18 protein-coding genes are annotated in these 17,503 nt (G+C 29.9%); 13 read left to right on the top strand and 5 right to left on the bottom strand.

Annotated elements, in window-relative coordinates; genetic code table 11:
- The first annotated feature begins 4 nt into the window (after positions 1-4).
- The 11 genes from OD91_RS07595 to OD91_RS07545 all read left to right on the top strand — a co-directional run bounded on the left by OD91_RS07595 (position 5) and on the right by OD91_RS07545 (position 8,885).
- Positions 5-901, top strand: a complete 897-nt coding sequence (locus OD91_RS07595) for a DMT family transporter (protein ID WP_144895785.1) — start codon at positions 5-7, stop codon at positions 899-901.
- Between the two features lie 33 nt (positions 902-934).
- The gene (locus OD91_RS07590) at positions 935-1,801 is read left to right on the top strand and encodes a YicC/YloC family endoribonuclease (RefSeq protein ID WP_255513206.1); all 867 of its coding nucleotides are present in this window, start codon (positions 935-937) and stop codon (positions 1,799-1,801) included.
- Between the two features lies 1 nt (position 1,802).
- A complete protein-coding gene (gene gmk, locus OD91_RS07585) occupies positions 1,803-2,384 on the top strand; it encodes a guanylate kinase (RefSeq protein ID WP_144895784.1) in 582 nt (193 codons plus the stop codon).
- Between the two features lie 3 nt (positions 2,385-2,387).
- The gene (gene nadD, locus OD91_RS07580) at positions 2,388-2,972 is read left to right on the top strand and encodes a nicotinate (nicotinamide) nucleotide adenylyltransferase (RefSeq protein WP_144895783.1); all 585 of its coding nucleotides are present in this window, start codon (positions 2,388-2,390) and stop codon (positions 2,970-2,972) included.
- Positions 2,973-3,077: 105 nt separating this feature from the next.
- Complete coding sequence (locus OD91_RS07575) at positions 3,078-3,938, top strand: hypothetical protein (protein WP_144895782.1); 861 nt, start codon at positions 3,078-3,080, stop codon at positions 3,936-3,938.
- A 134-nt stretch (positions 3,939-4,072) separates the two neighbouring features.
- Positions 4,073-4,636, top strand: coding sequence for an RNA polymerase sigma factor (locus OD91_RS07570; RefSeq protein ID WP_144895781.1), 564 nt, complete (start codon positions 4,073-4,075; stop codon positions 4,634-4,636).
- 6 nt (positions 4,637-4,642) lie between these two features.
- Positions 4,643-5,017: a hypothetical protein gene (locus OD91_RS07565; protein WP_144895780.1), complete on the top strand. Its 375-nt coding sequence runs from the start codon at positions 4,643-4,645 to the stop codon at positions 5,015-5,017.
- Between the two features lie 53 nt (positions 5,018-5,070).
- Positions 5,071-5,520 (top strand): hypothetical protein, encoded by a 450-nt coding sequence (locus OD91_RS07560; protein WP_144895779.1) that lies wholly within the window; start codon positions 5,071-5,073, stop codon positions 5,518-5,520.
- Between the two features lie 75 nt (positions 5,521-5,595).
- A complete protein-coding gene (locus OD91_RS07555; protein WP_144895778.1) occupies positions 5,596-6,465 on the top strand; it encodes a hypothetical protein in 870 nt (289 codons plus the stop codon).
- A gap of 65 nt (positions 6,466-6,530) precedes the next feature.
- Positions 6,531-7,388: a M23 family metallopeptidase gene (locus OD91_RS07550; RefSeq protein ID WP_144895777.1), complete on the top strand. Its 858-nt coding sequence runs from the start codon at positions 6,531-6,533 to the stop codon at positions 7,386-7,388.
- A complete protein-coding gene (locus tag OD91_RS07545) occupies positions 7,389-8,885 on the top strand; it encodes a GH3 auxin-responsive promoter family protein (protein WP_144895776.1) in 1,497 nt (498 codons plus the stop codon).
- A gap of 43 nt (positions 8,886-8,928) precedes the next feature.
- Here OD91_RS07545 and OD91_RS13495 read toward each other — a convergent pair whose 3' ends face one another.
- The 4 genes from OD91_RS13495 to OD91_RS13665 form a co-directional block, all read right to left on the bottom strand.
- Positions 8,929-9,099: a hypothetical protein gene (locus OD91_RS13495; protein ID WP_186434420.1), complete on the bottom strand. Its 171-nt coding sequence runs from the start codon at positions 9,097-9,099 to the stop codon at positions 8,929-8,931.
- Between the two features lie 28 nt (positions 9,100-9,127).
- Positions 9,128-12,625, bottom strand: coding sequence for a LamG-like jellyroll fold domain-containing protein (locus OD91_RS07540; protein ID WP_144895775.1), 3,498 nt, complete (start codon positions 12,623-12,625; stop codon positions 9,128-9,130).
- Positions 12,626-12,644: 19 nt separating this feature from the next.
- Positions 12,645-12,905, bottom strand: a complete 261-nt coding sequence (locus tag OD91_RS07535) for a hypothetical protein (RefSeq protein ID WP_144895774.1) — start codon at positions 12,903-12,905, stop codon at positions 12,645-12,647.
- A 177-nt stretch (positions 12,906-13,082) separates the two neighbouring features.
- Positions 13,083-14,144 (bottom strand): 7TM diverse intracellular signaling domain-containing protein, encoded by a 1,062-nt coding sequence (locus OD91_RS13665; RefSeq protein ID WP_144895773.1) that lies wholly within the window; start codon positions 14,142-14,144, stop codon positions 13,083-13,085.
- A 93-nt stretch (positions 14,145-14,237) separates the two neighbouring features.
- On the opposite strand from OD91_RS13665, the gene OD91_RS07525 reads away from it, so the two are divergent.
- The gene (locus tag OD91_RS07525) at positions 14,238-14,795 is read left to right on the top strand and encodes an MOSC domain-containing protein (protein WP_144895772.1); all 558 of its coding nucleotides are present in this window, start codon (positions 14,238-14,240) and stop codon (positions 14,793-14,795) included.
- 96 nt (positions 14,796-14,891) lie between these two features.
- Here the strand turns inward: OD91_RS07525 and OD91_RS07520 are convergent, their stop codons facing one another.
- Positions 14,892-16,034, bottom strand: coding sequence for a DNA polymerase III subunit delta' (locus tag OD91_RS07520; RefSeq protein ID WP_144896941.1), 1,143 nt, complete (start codon positions 16,032-16,034; stop codon positions 14,892-14,894).
- Positions 16,035-16,272: 238 nt separating this feature from the next.
- Here OD91_RS07520 and pgk point away from each other — a divergent pair, with 238 nt between their 5' ends.
- Positions 16,273-17,460, top strand: a complete 1,188-nt coding sequence (gene pgk / locus OD91_RS07515) for a phosphoglycerate kinase (RefSeq protein WP_144895771.1) — start codon at positions 16,273-16,275, stop codon at positions 17,458-17,460.
- Positions 17,461-17,503: the final 43 nt, after the last annotated feature.

Genomic DNA, 17,503 nt, shown 5'->3' with positions numbered 1-17,503 from the left:
TCTTATGAACGCAAGAACATTAGCACTTATTGCAGCCGCCATTGTTTCTATTATTTATGGAATAAATTATACAGTTGCTAAAGATGTAATGCCAGTATATGTAAAACCATTTGGGTTTATTTTTTTAAGAGTAGCAGGTGGAACTTTGGTTTTTTGGGTTTTAGGATTGTTTGTGAAATCAGAAAAAATTGATAGAAAAGATTTCAAAACAATGGCTATTGCCGCTTTTTTTGGCGTAAGTTTAAATTTACTTACTTTTTTTAAAGGATTAAGTTTAACAACTCCGATAAATGCTTCTGTAATTGCTGTGATATCACCAATAATGGTGCTTATTTTTTCAAGTATTTTATTAAAAGAAAAATTATATGCTCGAAAAATATTAGGTGTAATAATAGGTCTAATTGGAGCGGTTTTTTTAATAATTTATGGTGGAAAAATAGTAGAAGGAGCACAAGACGTAATGTTAGGTAATTTTTTAGTTTTTATTAATGCAGCTTCCTTTGGATTGTATTTGGTATTGGTAAAAAAACTAGCAACAAAGTACAATCCAATAGTATTTGTAAAATGGCTGTACTTATTTGGGTTACTCTACGTAACACCTTTTAGCATAAAAGAAGCGCTAGCAATTAATTGGGAAACAATGCCAGAAGTTATTTATTATAAAATTGGTTTTGTAATTATATTTACTACCTGTATCACTTATCTTTTTAACTTATTTGCTTTAACGAAATTGAAACCAACAACGGTGAGTGTTTTTATATATCTTCAGCCAGTTGTAGCAACTTTATATGCAATATTTGTTGGAGCAGATACTTTAAATGTAATAAAAATTGCTTCGGCTGGATTAATATTTTTAGGTGTTTATTTAGTGTCTAAACAAGCTAAAAAAGCAGCTAAATAAATATGTATATTTGTATTTCTTAAAACATCATATATGATTCAATCTATGACAGGTTATGGTAAATCTGTACTTCAATTACCAAATAAAAAAGTTACTATAGAAATAAAATCTTTAAACAGTAAGAATTTAGATTTATATGCAAGAATTCCTTCTTATTATAAAGATAAGGAGTTGTCAGTTCGAAAAAAATTAGCTAAAAGTTTAGTAAGAGGAAAAGTAGATTTTTCAATTTTTGTTGAAATGACTGCGGATGAAACATCAACATCAATCAATAAAGGTGTTGTAAAAACATATATTGAACAATTAAGAAATGTAATGTTTTCTGGTTCTGAAGATGATGTGGAATTGTTAAAAATGGCTGTAAAAATGCCAGACGCATTAAAAACTGAGCGTGAAGAATTAGATGAAACTGAATGGAGTAAAATTGAAGATTCTATTGATAGTGCTTTAAAAGAAATTGTACAATATAGAACTGATGAAGCTGCTTCTTTAGAAGACGATTTTAAAGAAAGAATTACCAATATTAAAGCAATTTTAGAAGAGATAAAAGTTTTAGATGCAGATAGAATTGAACATGTAAAAGTTAGGTTACAAAAATCGTTATCAGACTTAAAAGTTGAGGTTGATGAAAATAGATTTGAGCAAGAATTGATTTATTATTTAGAGAAACTAGACATCAACGAAGAAAAAGTTCGACTTGAAAATCACTTAGAATATTTCGTAAAAGAGTTAGGAAGCAATGAGTCTAATGGTAAAAAATTAGGTTTTATTGTTCAAGAAATTGGTAGAGAAATTAATACTACTGGATCTAAAGCTAATTATGCACCTATGCAAAAATTAGTGATTCAAATGAAAGACGAATTAGAAAAAATAAAAGAGCAAATTTTAAACGTTCTATAGAATGGCAAAAAAGTTTAAAGGAAAGTTATTTGTATTTTCTGCACCTTCTGGTTCTGGCAAAACTACCATTGTTCGTCATTTATTAAAACAAGAAAAATTAGATTTAGCTTTTTCTATTTCAGCAACCTCTAGAGAAGCTCGAGGAACAGAAAAAAATGGTGAAGACTACTATTTTATTTCTACCAAAGAATTTAAACAACACATAAAAGAGGATGCTTTTTTGGAATGGGAAGAAGTGTATAGAGATAATTTTTACGGAACTTTAAAAACTGAAGTAGAGAGAATCTGGGCACAAGAAAAACATGTGATTTTTGATATTGATGTAGCTGGAGGATTACGAATAAAAAAGAAGTTTCCAGAAGAAACATTATCGGTTTTTGTGAAGCCACCAAGTGTAGACGAATTAAAAATTCGATTAAAAAAGCGTAAAACAGAAAGCGAAGACAAGATTAATATGCGTATTGCAAAAGCTTCTGTAGAATTAGCAACAGCACCACAATTTGATAAAATTATAAAAAATTACGAGTTAGATGTTGCGCTTAAAGAAGCAGAAGAATTAGTCAGTGATTTTTTAGGAAAGTAAACAATGAAAAACATCGGATTATATTTTGGAACCTTTAATCCAATTCATATTGGGCATTTAATTATCGCCAATCATATGGTGGAAAATTCAGATTTAGATGAAATTTGGATGGTAGTTACTCCACATAATCCATTTAAGAAAAAGAGCTCACTTTTAGACAACAATCACCGATTGCAAATGGTTGATATTGCCACTGAGAATTATCCTAAAATTAAAGCATCTGACATCGAATTTAAATTACCACAACCAAATTATACAGTACATACTTTAGCACATATTTCAGATAAATATCCAAATAATACTTTCAGCTTAATTATGGGTGAAGACAATCTAAAAAGTCTTCATAAGTGGAAAAATTACGATGTTATCTTAGAACATCATCACATTTATGTGTATCCAAGAATTTCTGATGGAACAATTGAAACTCAGTTTGATAATCATCCAAAGATCCATAAAGTAAAAGCGCCAATTGTTGAAATTTCTTCTACCATGATTAGAAACGGAATAAAAGCCAAAAAAAATATTCAACCTTTACTTTCTTCAGAAGTTTGGAACTATGTAGATGAAATGAATTTCTACAAAAAATAAAATTATTTTACTGATAATCAGATAAATAAAAAATAATTCAATTTTTTTTCAAACTTTTTAAAAGTGTCTAGGTCTTAGAATCGATAACTTTTAAAAATAGAAATTATGAATTACAGAAACCTACAAAAAAGCATTGGCTTTTTATCATTATTTACTTTACTTGTATTTACTTCTTGTCAAAACAATGACGACTTAGCATTAGACACTCCAACATCAATTTCAGAAGATGAAGCAACAAATCTTATTCTTGCAGATGACATATCTGAAGATGTAGATGATTTAGTAGAATCTGATGAAACAGGAACTTTTGCAAACGGAAGAGTCGCAGCAAGTAGTGAAACAAAATGTGGAACACGTACAAAAGAAGATACAGCAAACGGAAAAATTGTTACTATTGATTTTGGTGACGGCTGTGAAAGAAAAAACGGAAAAGAATTTTCTGGAAAAATAATTATTACCTACGTAAAAGCTGATGATAGTTTTTCTAAAACAGTAACTTTTGAAAACTTTGCTGTAGATGGAAATCCTGTAACTGGATCTAAATCTATTACCAAAGTTAAAGAAAATGCAAATGGTAACCCAGAAAAAACACATACAACAGATATTACGGTTACTGTAGAAGATGGTGTTAACATTGTAAAAAAAGGAACTAAAGTAAAAGAGAAAACAGCTGGAGCAGATACAAAAGATATAGAAGATGATGTGTATTCTATTTCTGGTAGTTGGGAGTCTGTAAATAAAGAAGGTGTTGCTAAAACTGCAACAATTACTACAAATTTAAGAAGAGAAGGTACTTGTAAACATATTGTAAGTGGGGTTATTGCAATAACAAAAGATGGCGCTTCATTTACCCTAGATTTTGGAGACGGAACATGTGACAATATTGCAACATTAACAGATGCTGATGGAAATGTGGAAGAAATTACTTTAAAAGAGCGTAAGAGAAAGAAACGCAAAAAATCGTAATTTAGATTTAGTTAAAAAAAGCCAGCAGTTTGCTGGCTTTTTTGTCTAATTGAAATGTCGTAAATTAACATTTTAAAATTTTTCTAAACTTTTTTTACTTTTTTGGGTCTAACAAAAAGGAACTAACCAATTCGATGAACGAAACTGATTTTATAAATCAATTAACTAGTAAAAAGCATAAAGAGCGTGCTTTTTCAAAATTGTTAGATTTATATCAAGAACGTTTGTATTGGCACATTAGGAAAATAGTTGGTACGCATGAAAATGCAGATGATGTATTGCAAAATACATTTTTAAGAGTGTATAAAAGTTTAGCGAATTTTAAACAACAAAGCTCTTTGCATACTTGGATGTACAGAATAGCGTATAACGAGTCTATTAGATTCTTAGAAAAAGAAAAGAAAAAATACGCGTATTCTTTAGATGAGGTTGGCGATAATTATTTAGAAAGTATAAAAGATGATGTTTTTTTTGATGGTAACCAAGCGCAGTTAAAACTCCAAGAAGTTTTGAGTCAATTACCAGAAAATCAAAAGAAAGTATTTGATATGAAATATTATGACAATCTTAAGTTTAGAGAGATTTCAGATATTTTAAAGATAAAAGAAGGTACTATAAAAACACATTATTATAGTGCCGTAAAGCATATAGAAAACAACATATCAGCAGTAGCGTATGTAGAAAAAATTAAAGCATAGTTTGTTATGAACTTACAAAATGATAACTTTAACACCAGAAATACATTGGATGTGAACACAGAAAAAAGACATAATACAGATTTAGGACTTAAAATTCCTGAAGATTATTTTTCAAAATCGAAACAGTCTATTTTAAATAAAATAGCAGATGAAGAGAAAGGAAAAGTAGTGCCTTTGTATAGAAATTTATATGTTTGGTCTGCTGCTGCAGTAATCGCCTTATTGTTTACTGTATTTGTATTTAATCCTTTTGAGTCTCAAAACGAGTTTGAAAATGATATTTTAATAGCTTCTTTAGTTACAGAAGATGCAAATGTAGATCAGCTTTTAGAAGAGTTTGTAAATGATGAATTATTAACAGACGAAATTTTTTCTGAGTAATCTAAACTTTATTAGAAACTTTGGGTCTAAAGAATAGTATTTAATATAATAAAATGAAACTTTTTAAAATTTTAGTGTGTGTATTTTTCTCTTTTTTTCTAGGGACTACAACTATAATCGCTCAAGATGCTATAGAAAACTTACAGCTTTCTAAACAGCAAAAGCAATTGTTAAAAGCACAAAAGCAATTATTAAAAAAGAATAGAGCAGCATTTAAAGCTACATTAACATCAGAGCAATTAACTATTTTAAAAAATAAAGCCTTAACAAAAGTTCAAAGGCAACATGCGTTAAAACAATCTCTTAATTCATCACAAAGAAAATTAATTGCATTAAATGATGCTAGTGTTAAACAAGCAAAATCTAAGTTTCGGGGAACGCTAACAAAAAATCAAAAGCAAAAATTAAAAAAACGTTTTAAAGGCAAGAAAGGACGAAATAAAAAAAACGTTAGAGGAAAATTAAGAAAAGCAGGAAAAAAAGGAAAAAGAAACGGAGGATGATGATTCCTTCTTTTTTAGATTGATACAAAAAGTGGTTGAGATTTCTCAACCACTTTTTGTATTTTTACGTTCTACATGAAAAAAATATACATCTTTTTCTTTTTATTAGTCGGATTTACAAATCTTTACGGACAAGAACTAGAAATAAAAGAAGAACTTACAAATGAAGAAGATGAGATTATAGATCTTCTTTTAGGTGAAGAAAGTATTGAAGACTTTATAAAATCTGCAACCAATATTCAATTCTTATATTTTACAGTAGATTATAATAACAATACTTATTTTTCTGGTAGAGATATTGGCACTGACCAATTTAATACCAATCCACAAATTTCATATATAAACTCTAACGGTTTTTTTGCAGGGTTATCCAGCATTTATTTTAGTCAGTTTTCACCAAAGTGGGATTATGTAGCAGCCACTGTTGGTTATGGGAAAAATTTTGGAAAAGATAAAAAATATCGATGGACAAGTTCATATGCAAAATATTTTTTTACTGATAACACAGATGATAATCCATTTAAAAATGCATTTTCTTTAGGTTTAGAAGTAGATAATAAAAGTAAAACATTAGGTACAGAATTAACAACAACCTACTTATTTGGTGATGATGAATCTTTTCAAATAGTATCATCTAGTTATGCGCAAATAGATTTGCATAAATCTAAAAACTATCATTTAAAATTTCGACCACAATTAAATATTATCGTCGCAGACCAAACCATTCAATTAGCACAAATAAATAATGGCTCTATTTCTTATATAACTAATAATGATTTTGGGTTGTTAAATACACAACTACAAGTTCCGCTACAATTAAATGTATCCGATTTTGACTTTGAATTCGGTTTTACAGTAAATGTTCCTTCTCCGTTAGAAGGAGAATCTAATCTTGGAATTACCACCAACTTTAATTTTTCTATTGGATATTTATTAGAATTATAAACCTAGTTAAAGAAATAGTTCACGTTTTTTTTTCGTTGTATATTTGTTAAATTAACCAGATAAAAGTGGCAAGTAAAAAAAGTAAATTAAAACAAAAATTAACTAATAAATTTAGGCTTGTAGTACTAAATGAAGAATCTTTTGAAGAGCGATTTTCTTTAAAATTATCAGTATTAAACCTATTTGTTTTAAGTGGTGTATTTTCAATTTTAGTCATTGTTTTTACTACATTATTAATTGCATTCACACCATTAAGAGAATATATACCTGGTTATTCATCTTCTTCATTAAAAAGAAAAGCGGCTAAATTAACTTTTGAGGCAGATTCTTTAAAACTAAGAGTTGCTATTTTAGATAATTATATAAATGCTTTAAAACCAGTTTTAAAAGGAGATTTAAAACCAGCAGCAGTTGATTCTATTAAAAAAGTAACATCATCATTTTTACTTGACGAAAGCAAATTAAATGCTTCAAAAACGGATTCTTTATTCAGAGAAAAGATTGATAGTAAAGATAGATTTCCTTTAGCTAAAGAAACAAATCAAAAAGCTAATATTGTGTTTTTTGCACCAGTAAATGGAAGTTTTACACAGAAGTTTGATGCACAAAATAAACACTTTGCCATCGATATTGTTGCCAAAACGGGTACAGCTGTTAAAGCTATTGCAGATGGTACGGTAATTATCTCAGAATGGACAGCAGAAACAGGATATGTAATTTCTCTACAACACGCTAACAACTTTATTTCTGTTTATAAACACAATGGTAATTTGTTAAAACAACAAGGAGATTTTGTGAAATCAGGGGAAGTAATATCTAGTGTAGGTTCAACAGGAGAATTAACTACTGGTCCGCATCTTCATTTCGAATTATGGAATAACGGTTATGCAGTTAATCCAACTAATTATATAGATTTTCAGTAAATGAGTGTTAAATCTAAATTGGCCATTCCATTTGCTAAACAAGTTAGAAAACAGGTGTATAAATGGGCAAATAACCCACATAAAACACAAGAAAAGGTTTTTAAATATTTGCTTAAAAAAGCAAAAAATACCGCTTTTGGAATTGATCATGATTTTAAGAATATTAAAACCTATAACGATTTTAAAAACCACGTAAAAGTTAATGATTACGAAGGGTTAAAATCGTATGTTGATAGAATTGTAGCTGGCGAAAAAGATGTCCTTTGGAAAGGAAAACCGTTATATTTTGCCAAAACTTCAGGGACTACTTCAGGAGCAAAATACATTCCGATTACCAAAGAATCGATGCCAACGCATATTAAAGCAGCAAGAAATGCTTTGTTATTTTATACGGCTGAAAAAAATGATGCTAGTTTTGTAAACGGAAAAATGATTTTTTTACAAGGAAGTCCCGTTTTAGAAGATAAAAATGGAGTAAAACTAGGTCGTTTAAGTGGAATTGCAGCACATTATGTTCCTAATTATTTATTAAAAAATAGATTACCAAGTTGGGAAACAAACTGCATTGAAGATTGGGACACCAAAGTTGATAAAGTGGTTGAAGAAACCATTAATGAAGATATGACGGTAATAAGCGGAATTCCGTCTTGGGTACAAATGTATTTTGAAAAGTTAATTGATAAAACAGGAAAATCAATTTCTGAAATTTTCCCAAACTTTAACTTTTTCGTTTATGGAGGTGTTAATTTTGAACCCTATAAAAATAAGTTTGAAACCTTAATTGGTAAGAAAATAGATTACGTAGAATTGTATCCAGCATCAGAAGGGTTTATTGCTTATCAAGATTCTCAGAAAGAAAAAGGAATGTTGTTACAACTAAACTCAGGTATATTTTATGAGTTTATTCCGGCATCAGAATTCTTTGATGAAAACCCAACGAGGATTTCTTTAAAAGACGTTCAATTAGGTGTAAATTATGTTATCATTTTAAATACTTCCGCAGGTTTGTGGGGATATAATATTGGTGATACTGTAGAATTTACCTCAACAAAACCGTATCGAATAAAAGTTACAGGGCGAATTAAACATTTTATTTCTGCCTTTGGCGAGCATGTTATTGGAAAAGAAGTAGAAAAGGCATTGAACGACGCTATAAAAGGAACATCAATAAATATTAGTGAGTTTACAGTAGCGCCTCAAGTAAATCCGAAAGATGGTTTACCATATCACGAATGGTTTATAGAATTTGAAAATGAACCTGATAATTTAGAAGATTTAGCATCTAAGATTGATGCATCGATGCAAGCGCAGAATGTTTATTATTTCGACTTGATTACCGGAAAAATATTACAACCTTTAATTATCAGGAAAGTTAAAAAAGGTGGATTTCATGAATACATGAAATCAATTGGTAAGTTTGGAGGTCAAAATAAAATACCGCAATTATCTGATAACAGAAAAATTGCAGATGTTTTACAAAACTTTTTAAAAGCATAAAAAACCGAAGTAAATAATTACTTCGGTTTTTCTCTCTCCCTTGTTAAAACCCACTCCCAGGAGCTTCAGGTGAAGCTGCCTGTGCTTTTTGTGGATTAAGAATTAGATAAGTTCCTAAGGCAGTTAAGGCAGCATATTTACCGTAATTCCCTAATTTTTTTAAAGCCTCTTTTCTAGTAATTTCTTCTTGTAGTTGTATATCTTGTTTTTTCATGATGATTTACTTTTTTTAAAATTAGAGGTTATTCTATAATGATTTTTGCATCCAACTTTCCTTGTGCTGTTTCTAACTTAATTATGTAAACACCGCTTGTTAACTTTGGTAATGAAACTTTATTATTATTGTTTCCTCTAAAGGATGTTTGTAAAACCTCTTTTCCTAAAACAGAATATATTTTTAAACCTATGATTTCATCTAAGAGACCTTTAATAGTAAGTATATTATTGGTTTGATATAGTTTAACACCCACTAACGTTGTAGTTTTATCAGTTCCTAAAACTTCACTTGTTGTATGTAAATAAAATCGACCAATACTGTTTATATTGTTTTCTAAAACAATTTTATAATTAGAATTTTCTTTACTTAATTTGGTGAATATTTTTTGCTCTCTATCTTCTAAGTACAATTCTATATTATTAGGAAGATTTAATATTTCTGCTGTAATTGTAACCTCTTTTCCTTTTTTAGCAATAACACCTACGGGAATAATCATGTTTTCGTAATTCTTGGTTGGTAAAGATTGAATTGTAAAATCTGTACCCGTACTTTTTACTAGTAAATGAGTAAATATATCTAAACTTGCTCCGTTAAAGTTTCCAATATCATAGCCTGGATCTAAACCTACTGTTGCGACATCAAAATATTTAATAGCTGTTTTAACTGTATTTGTATCATCAGAAATTTTTAATTCTATACTTGGCGTATTGTTAGAAACTCTTGCAAAATCTGTAGTTCCACTTGCTGGTTTTGCACTTCTTTTTGCTTCTTTAAAATTTATTTCTGTTTGACCCGCTTTCATTCTTATAAAGAAACCTTGTCCTGGTGGTAATGATCTATTTGCAGCATCAACTTCAGAAACAGCTACATATTTATTTTGATCATTATCCCATAGATATAAACTTTTAAAATTATCATCTAAAGCATTTATATTATCATTTAAAAAACTACTACTTGAATTCTTATTGGCAGGATAATAAGTAGTAAAAGGATTACCAATAGCATTCCATTGATCAGCAATTAAAGTTTTAAATACATTACTTGCAGTGAGAGTTCCTGTAAAAGAAACTTCTCCATCTGTTGCTCTAGATATTGAATAACTATTACCAGCTATAAATTCTGTACTTGCAGAAACATTGGCATCATAATATTGCCATTTGTTCCCTATTGCTTGAGAATCATCATAAAAACCAATAGCATATCTATCTGGATCTGGTATTGTATTTACCCTAATATTATTGGCCGCATTTTCTGCAAAGGTTTTTACTGTTTGGCCACTAACAGGAGGTGTAACAATACTCCATTTATTTGCTAATAAACCACCACGTTTATAAGTGACGTTGCCCGTGGCTGTGCCTTCTAATAATAAAACACCACTATCGTTTCTATCTGAGCTTAATTCTAAAGTTCCGTTACTTACAAAAGAATTTTGAATGGTAATTTCTTTGTCTTTAGGAATGTTTAATACTGCTGTATTTTCTAACGTAAAATCATTAATTTTTAAATTATCTACATCTATAGTTACCGTTTTTCCAGAACCAATAGTAACTTTATCTATTTGTGTTGGTACAACTCCTAAATTCCAATTACTTGCAATTGACCAATTTCCTGTGGTCTTAAAAGTGTTTGGCGCCATTACCCCGTTTTCAAAAGTACTAGAAACACCAGAAACAAAATTAGATGTTGCACCAGTTTTTGTGAAACCAGTTAAAGTACCATCTAAATTATTTGGACCACTATCTGATATAGTGGTAATTCCAGTATTATCTCCTTCTGCAATACCTTGATTCATTTTATAATAAGCAGCTAAACCATTAACTGTTGAAGGTAAAACACCATCTTTTTGTGCTAAAATTTCTGTAATGGTTAATGTGCGTGTCCAAATTCTAACCTCATCTATAGTACCATTAAAAAAATGTGCATTATTCCTTGCTCCAATTTCTATTGGCGCAGTGCTAGCAAACATAGTTCCTGATACAGAATTAGTTCCAGATGCAACTCCGTTTATATATGCTTTTACTGTAGTTCCATCAAAAGTAAGTGCTACATGCGACCAAATTCCAGCTACGATGGCTGTTGAAGATTCAAAAAATTGATCTGAATTACCATCAGTAGTCACTGTAAATTCTATTTTACCTGATGATAAAAGTATAAAGGCAAATGCTTCTTGACCGCTATCATATTGACTTAGATAAGTTTGTGTACCTAATACATCTGGATTTATCCATGCTTCTGCTGTAAAACCAGAAGAAAAATCAAAAGCTGCATTGTCTGCAATGGTAATTCTATCATTAGTTCCATCAAAATTTAAAGCATTGTTTAGTTTAAAATTTTTTACTTCTCCATAAGAAGTACCTTGCGTATTAATTGCATAGGCTCTATAGAAATACGTAGTATTTGCGGTTAACCCTGTAATACTTTCAGAAAATGTTCCTATACTTGTTCCATTATCGTCTTTGGTAACATTATTATCTCCAATTTTTGGGTTGGTATCTGTACTAGAATAGACAATACCGCGTTCTGTAACTGAGCTGTCTCCTTCATTCTCAACATTACCACCTAAAGAAGCAGAAGTTGTAGTTACACTAGTAGCAGAAATTGTAGCTACTGTGGGAGTATTATTAAATGTTCTAAAATTTTTAATTTCTCCATATGATGTACCTACTGAATTTATTGCGTAAGCTCGATGGTAATATGTATTCCCTTTAGTTAAACCTGTAATATTTTCTGTAAAAACACCAGTACCTGTGCCATTATTATCTTTAGTTACTCCTGTTTCTCCAATTTCTGGAGTTGTATCTGTTATTGAATAGACTACACCCCTTTCTGTAACTGCTGATCCTCCGTTAGAAGTTATATTACCTGCAAAATCTGCAGATACTTGAGTTATTGAACTTGCAACTGTTGTAGTTACGGTTGGAAGAACAAAAGGATTGGTAATTACTTTAAAAGCTAAATCTCTAGTATCCCATCCACTTGGTGCAATAATCTTTCCTCCTACATATGGATAACTTGAATCAGCAATCCCTGGTGCAATTTGCTGAATGTTTGCATTTCCAGATCCACCAGTATCAACAGATTCTATAAGAAATGTGTATTGTTGACCATTTACAAGAACTTTATTTAATGATGATAGATCTATATATGTTAAAGCACCATCTTGAACAAAAGCGGTTTCTACATTTACATTTGTTAATTGTACAGGTGTACCAGAAGCGGTTTCTCCATTATAAATTGCAAACCGAGTTAAACTACCTTTTAGAACAAATTTGTAAATTCCAATTTTACTTAAAATCCCATCACAATTTGCTGTAAAGCTTTGTGCTATGGTAAGTGCATAATGAATTTGAGGACTTGCATCTGCATTACCTTGGTAACTTGTAAATATATCATCAACATGCCCTCCACCTGTTATTTCTGGAGTATGTGCTGTGCTACATTGTGCATTAGTATCTATAGTATACACAATTAACATTGTTATTAATAGCAGTTTATAGAATAATTTTTGTGTAATTGTTTTCATGTTATATAAGATTGAATTTCTATAATGTTTTTAATTTCTCTTTAATTTTTTTATGTCTTTGCCATAGACTAATTATTTTGTAGCATAGATATAGTACATAGCCACTAAAAAATATAATTGCTAAAGCATACCATTGTGTAATATTTGTAAAAGCAAATGCCAATAAAAAAGCAGTGATTGCCACTGTAAAAACGACAAGTAATCTTGTCTGTTTTTTAACTTTTTCTTTGTTCTCTTGTAAAGAATAAATGAGTGATTTCTTGTGAACAGTTGTTTCCATATATCTGAATTAATTTTGATACAATATTAGAAACAACAAGAAGTTTTTTGCCCACCTTTTTAGATAGTTTAACCCACCCTTTTGGATAGTTTTTTAATTAAGAAGCCTTTATATGTGGAGTTTAATAAGGAAAAAGTAAAGATGTCTTGTTAGATTATTAACTCAATCTAAAATTATCTAATTGTCAAATAATATTCTAGAAGTAATTTCTGTACGCTTTTGTACATCTAACTTTTCATAGATATTTCTTGTATGATATTTTACTGTGTTTATGGAAATAAATAATTTATCTGCAATTTGTTGGTTTTTTAATCCAAGAACTATTTGCAGTAAAATATCTGTTTCTCTTTCAGTTAAGCTATGCTTTTGGGCAATTTTTGCTATTTTTTGCTCTGGTAAATTTTCATCACTTTTAGCAGAAGAATCTATTTTTTCTTCTAAACTTAAAACTTGAGAAATATAGTTTTGTAGTTGATTTCTCATTTGAGAATTTTCTTCTTGTATTTCTTTAATTCTGTAGGCTAATGCTAAAGAAAGCAAAACTATTTCAAGAGCTCCACCAATTTCTATAGAGGATAAAACAAATTGATTTGTTGGCAACCAATCTGCACCATGCATTGTTCTAATTATTAAACCTATTGCATAAGGAATCCATGCAATTAAATAATACTTTGCGGCTTTAAACCCTTTTTTATGAGCATAAGCAGCTACTATTATATATGATGGAAAAGAAAGTAACACCAACCATCTACCAAAAGGAATTACAAATTTATCACTTAAAAGTAAACTACTAATTGATAATAAAACACTCAAAATCGCTAAACCCCACATAAACTTATTTAAAGATTTATGACGGTTTTTTAAATCAAGATAAAGTGCTGCAAATCTACTTGAGAAAAACATGCTTATTCCTGCAAAAGTGATGTATATAGTTCTATCTAATTCAGGGTTGTTTGACCAAAAAAATTCACCACTAATACCATGTATAGCTAATATTGTAAGTATATTAAATAGTACTATACCTACGTAAAAAAGATACATTTTATCTTTTAGTGAAAAGTACAACAAGAGATTGTAAATGGCCATTACTAACATAGATCCAAAAAAAATCCCTATAAATAAGCTAGGCACATGTGTACTACTTTCAAAATTGCTTACTGGTTCTGTGCTTTGATAAGTTAAGCTTACAGAGAGTGCATATTTGATATTCATTAATTTGGAGGATAAAAGTAAAATCATAAAAAAATGTTTTTTATCAAATAACTTAATGATAAAAAAAGAAAAATTGATTGAATAATAGGGCAATGCAAAATATAAAATTATCTTTATATCATGAAAATTATAGCAACAAACATCGGAGAAAAAAGAGACGTTGAATGGAAAGGAAAAACAGTTTCTACTGGTATTTTTAAATTTCCTGTTGAAGAACCTATTTTTTTAGATACAGAAGATGTTAGAGGTGATGCTATTTGCAATAGAGAAAACCATGGTGGAATTTTACAAGCAATCTATGGATATTCTTTAAAGCATTACGATTTTTTCAAGCCATATTATCCAGATTTAGATTGGCAACTAGGAATTTTTGGTGAGAACTTAACCATTGATGATTTAGATGAGACTAAAATTCATTCTGGAGATACTTTTAAAGTTGGTGATGCTATTTTAGAAGCAACAGTTCAAAGAAATCCGTGTTATAAATTAGGTATTCGTTTTAACGATATAAAAATTGTAAAACAATTCTGGAATACAACAATGTGTGGCGTTTATTTTAAAGTTTTACAGACAGGTTTTGTAAAAGCAGGAGATGTTTTTGAGCAAATAAAAGCCTGTCCAGAAAACCCTACTATTGCAGATTTATATGTTGCTAAAAGAATTGCAAAGGGGATTTAATTAATTGTCATTGCGAACAAAGTGAAGCAATCTCTCTTAAAAAACAAGAATTAAATTAAACAGATTACTTCGTCATTCTTCCTCGTAATGACAGTATTAGACCTTAGCCTCTTTTTTATGCAAAAAACGAGTCAATTTCATTGATAAATCTAATAAAATTATTTTTGCATTTCCGTTTCTTTCGATATGATATATGGCATCATTCAATTCTTTTTCTATTTCTAGAATATTACCAGCATGTACAAAAGGAGCAAATTTAGACAAATCGAAACCTGTTTTTGTTTCCATAAAAACTAAATTTTCCGATTTATAATTAAGCAATAAGGCTTGTCTAAAAAACTGTAAACAGTAATTCAAAAATCGTTTTTGAGTTTCTCGTCCAGACTTTGCAATTGTATCCGACCAAGCTACTAATTGCTGAACAACAGCAGCATTTCCTTTGGCTTTAAAAGCAGTTCTAATCCAAGTAACAAACCATTGTTCAAAGATAACGTCTCCAGAATCATTATTTAATAAATGAAGGGCTTTGTTATAATTTCCTTCAGCTTGTTGGGCAATATTAGCCGATTCGTTTTCAGAAACTTGGTAATTTACCTGCAAAGAATTTGCAATGTCTTGTTCGCTTAAACTAGGAAAATGTAATGCTTGACAACGCGATTTAATTGTATTAATAATTTGCTCTTCATTTTCTGTAACTAACAAGAAAATAGTTTTGTTTGGCGGCTCTTCAATCAGTTTTAATAATTTATTGGCAGCTGCAATATTCATTTTTTCAGCCATCCAAATAATCATCACTTTAAAACCACCTTCATAACTTTTAAGTTGTAACTTTTTTACAATTTCTAAGGCTTCATCAACACCTATTAAACCCTGTTTGTTTTCAACACCAATATGTTGTAACCAGTTAAATAAACTTCCATACGGCTGTTCGTTAATAAACTGCCTCCAATCTTCTAAAAACAAATTACTTACTGGGTGTTTTTTTATAGAATCGTTAGTGGTTACCGGAAAAGCAAAGTGTAAATCTGGATGCTGTAATTTGTTACATTTTATATTACAGGTTTCTGAATCATCAGAAAAATTACACAATAAAAATTGTGCGTAGGCAATTGCCATTGGCAACGTACCACTTCCTTCTTTTCCTACAAATAATTGCGCATGCGGAATTCTGCCATTTTCTGCAGACGTCTGCAAATGTTTTTTAATATGTTCTTGACCGATAATTTGGTTGAAAAGCATGTGCAAAAGTACATGATTTTTTTTCATTTAAAATTTCCAATAAAAGAAATGAAATAAAAATCATGAACTAGCGAAGCGTTTCTTGAAGAAAATTAAATTTAGCATTTTTAGCGATAAATTTAGTTTTCTACTGAAAAAATATAAGTGATTAAATTACGCAAACGTTATATTAGTTTTTGACTTTTCAATTTCAATAAACGTAATGAATTAGTTACTTTTGTTGAAAACATCATCATCAATGAAAATATTAAAAGATTTTAATTTCGAAAACAAAAAAGCGATAATTCGTGTAGATTTTAACGTGCCTTTAAACGACGAGTTTAAAGTAACAGATGCCACTAGAATTCAGGCAGCAAAATCAACAATTATAGATATTTTAGAACAAGGAGGAAGCTGTGTTTTAATGTCGCATTTAGGAAGACCAAAAGGAGTTCAAGATCAATTTTCTTTACGTCATATTGTAGCAAAAGCAACAGAAATTTTAGGTGTAAATGTAAAGTTTGTTGATGATTGTGTTGGTGAAAAAGCTGATGAAGCTGTTACTAATTTAGAAGCTGGAGAAATTTTATTATTAGAGAACCTTCGTTTTTATGATGAAGAGAAAAAAGGTGATAAAGATTTTGCTGAGAAGTTAGCAAAACATGGAGATATCTATGTAAATGATGCTTTTGGAACTGCGCATAGAGCGCATGCTTCTACAACTATTATTGCTCAATTTTTTGAAGATAATAAATGTTTTGGAAACTTATTAACAAGAGAGATTGAAAGTATAGATAAGGTTTTAAACAATTCGGAAAAACCTGTTTTGGCAATTTTAGGAGGTGCAAAAGTATCATCGAAAATTACTGTTATCGAAAATATTTTAGACAAAGTAGACCACTTAATTATTGGTGGTGGAATGAGTTTTACCTTTATTAAAGCGCAAGGAGGAAAGATTGGAAACTCTATTTGTGAAGATGATAAAATGGAATTGGCTTTAGATCTTTTAAAACAAGCAAAAGCTAAAAACGTACAAGTTCATATTCCTGTAGATGTTGTTGCTGCTGATGATTTCTCTAATGATGCCAATCAACAAATTCTTGATATTGATAAAATTCCTGATGGATGGGAAGGTGTTGATGCGGGTCCAAAATCAAGAGAAATTTTTGATGGAATTGTAAATCAATGTAAAACTATTTTATGGAATGGACCTTTAGGTGTTTTTGAAATGGAATCTTTTGCTGGCGGAACAATTGCTCTTGGGCACTCTATTGATAAAGCTACTAAAAACGGAACGTTTTCTTTAGTTGGTGGTGGAGACTCTGTTGCTGCTGTTAAACAATTCGGTTTTGCTGATAAAGTAAGTTATGTTTCTACTGGTGGAGGTGCTATGTTAGAAATGTTAGAAGGAAAATCTTTACCAGGAATTGAAGCTATTTTAAAATAAAAGTTTATTTGCTTAACGGTTTATTCGTTTTCAAGCAACTATA

The sequence above is a fragment of the Lutibacter sp. Hel_I_33_5 genome (genome assembly GCF_007827455.1).
GTDB lineage: Bacteria > Bacteroidota > Bacteroidia > Flavobacteriales > Flavobacteriaceae > Polaribacter.
This window is presented reverse-complemented; position numbering and strand designations above follow the sequence as displayed.

What these genes read in the sequence shown, in the direction of transcription:
- OD91_RS07595 (WP_144895785.1), top strand. Translation starts at nt 5, where the DNA reads ATGAACGCAAGAACATTAGCACTTATTGCAGCCGCCATTGTTTCTATT.
- OD91_RS07590 (WP_255513206.1), top strand. Translation starts at nt 935, where the DNA reads ATGATTCAATCTATGACAGGTTATGGTAAATCTGTACTTCAATTACCA.
- gmk (WP_144895784.1), top strand. Translation starts at nt 1,803, where the DNA reads ATGGCAAAAAAGTTTAAAGGAAAGTTATTTGTATTTTCTGCACCTTCT.
- nadD (WP_144895783.1), top strand. Translation starts at nt 2,388, where the DNA reads ATGAAAAACATCGGATTATATTTTGGAACCTTTAATCCAATTCATATT.
- OD91_RS07575 (WP_144895782.1), top strand. Translation starts at nt 3,078, where the DNA reads ATGAATTACAGAAACCTACAAAAAAGCATTGGCTTTTTATCATTATTT.
- OD91_RS07570 (WP_144895781.1), top strand. Translation starts at nt 4,073, where the DNA reads ATGAACGAAACTGATTTTATAAATCAATTAACTAGTAAAAAGCATAAA.
- OD91_RS07565 (WP_144895780.1), top strand. Translation starts at nt 4,643, where the DNA reads ATGAACTTACAAAATGATAACTTTAACACCAGAAATACATTGGATGTG.
- OD91_RS07560 (WP_144895779.1), top strand. Translation starts at nt 5,071, where the DNA reads ATGAAACTTTTTAAAATTTTAGTGTGTGTATTTTTCTCTTTTTTTCTA.
- OD91_RS07555 (WP_144895778.1), top strand. Translation starts at nt 5,596, where the DNA reads ATGAAAAAAATATACATCTTTTTCTTTTTATTAGTCGGATTTACAAAT.
- OD91_RS07545 (WP_144895776.1), top strand. Translation starts at nt 7,389, where the DNA reads ATGAGTGTTAAATCTAAATTGGCCATTCCATTTGCTAAACAAGTTAGA.
- OD91_RS13495 (WP_186434420.1), bottom strand. Translation starts at nt 9,099, where the DNA reads ATGAAAAAACAAGATATACAACTACAAGAAGAAATTACTAGAAAAGAG.
- OD91_RS07540 (WP_144895775.1), bottom strand. Translation starts at nt 12,625, where the DNA reads ATGAAAACAATTACACAAAAATTATTCTATAAACTGCTATTAATAACA.
- OD91_RS07535 (WP_144895774.1), bottom strand. Translation starts at nt 12,905, where the DNA reads ATGGAAACAACTGTTCACAAGAAATCACTCATTTATTCTTTACAAGAG.
- OD91_RS13665 (WP_144895773.1), bottom strand. Translation starts at nt 14,144, where the DNA reads ATGATTTTACTTTTATCCTCCAAATTAATGAATATCAAATATGCACTC.
- OD91_RS07525 (WP_144895772.1), top strand. Translation starts at nt 14,238, where the DNA reads ATGAAAATTATAGCAACAAACATCGGAGAAAAAAGAGACGTTGAATGG.
- OD91_RS07520 (WP_144896941.1), bottom strand. Translation starts at nt 16,034, where the DNA reads ATGCTTTTCAACCAAATTATCGGTCAAGAACATATTAAAAAACATTTG.
- pgk (WP_144895771.1), top strand. Translation starts at nt 16,273, where the DNA reads ATGAAAATATTAAAAGATTTTAATTTCGAAAACAAAAAAGCGATAATT.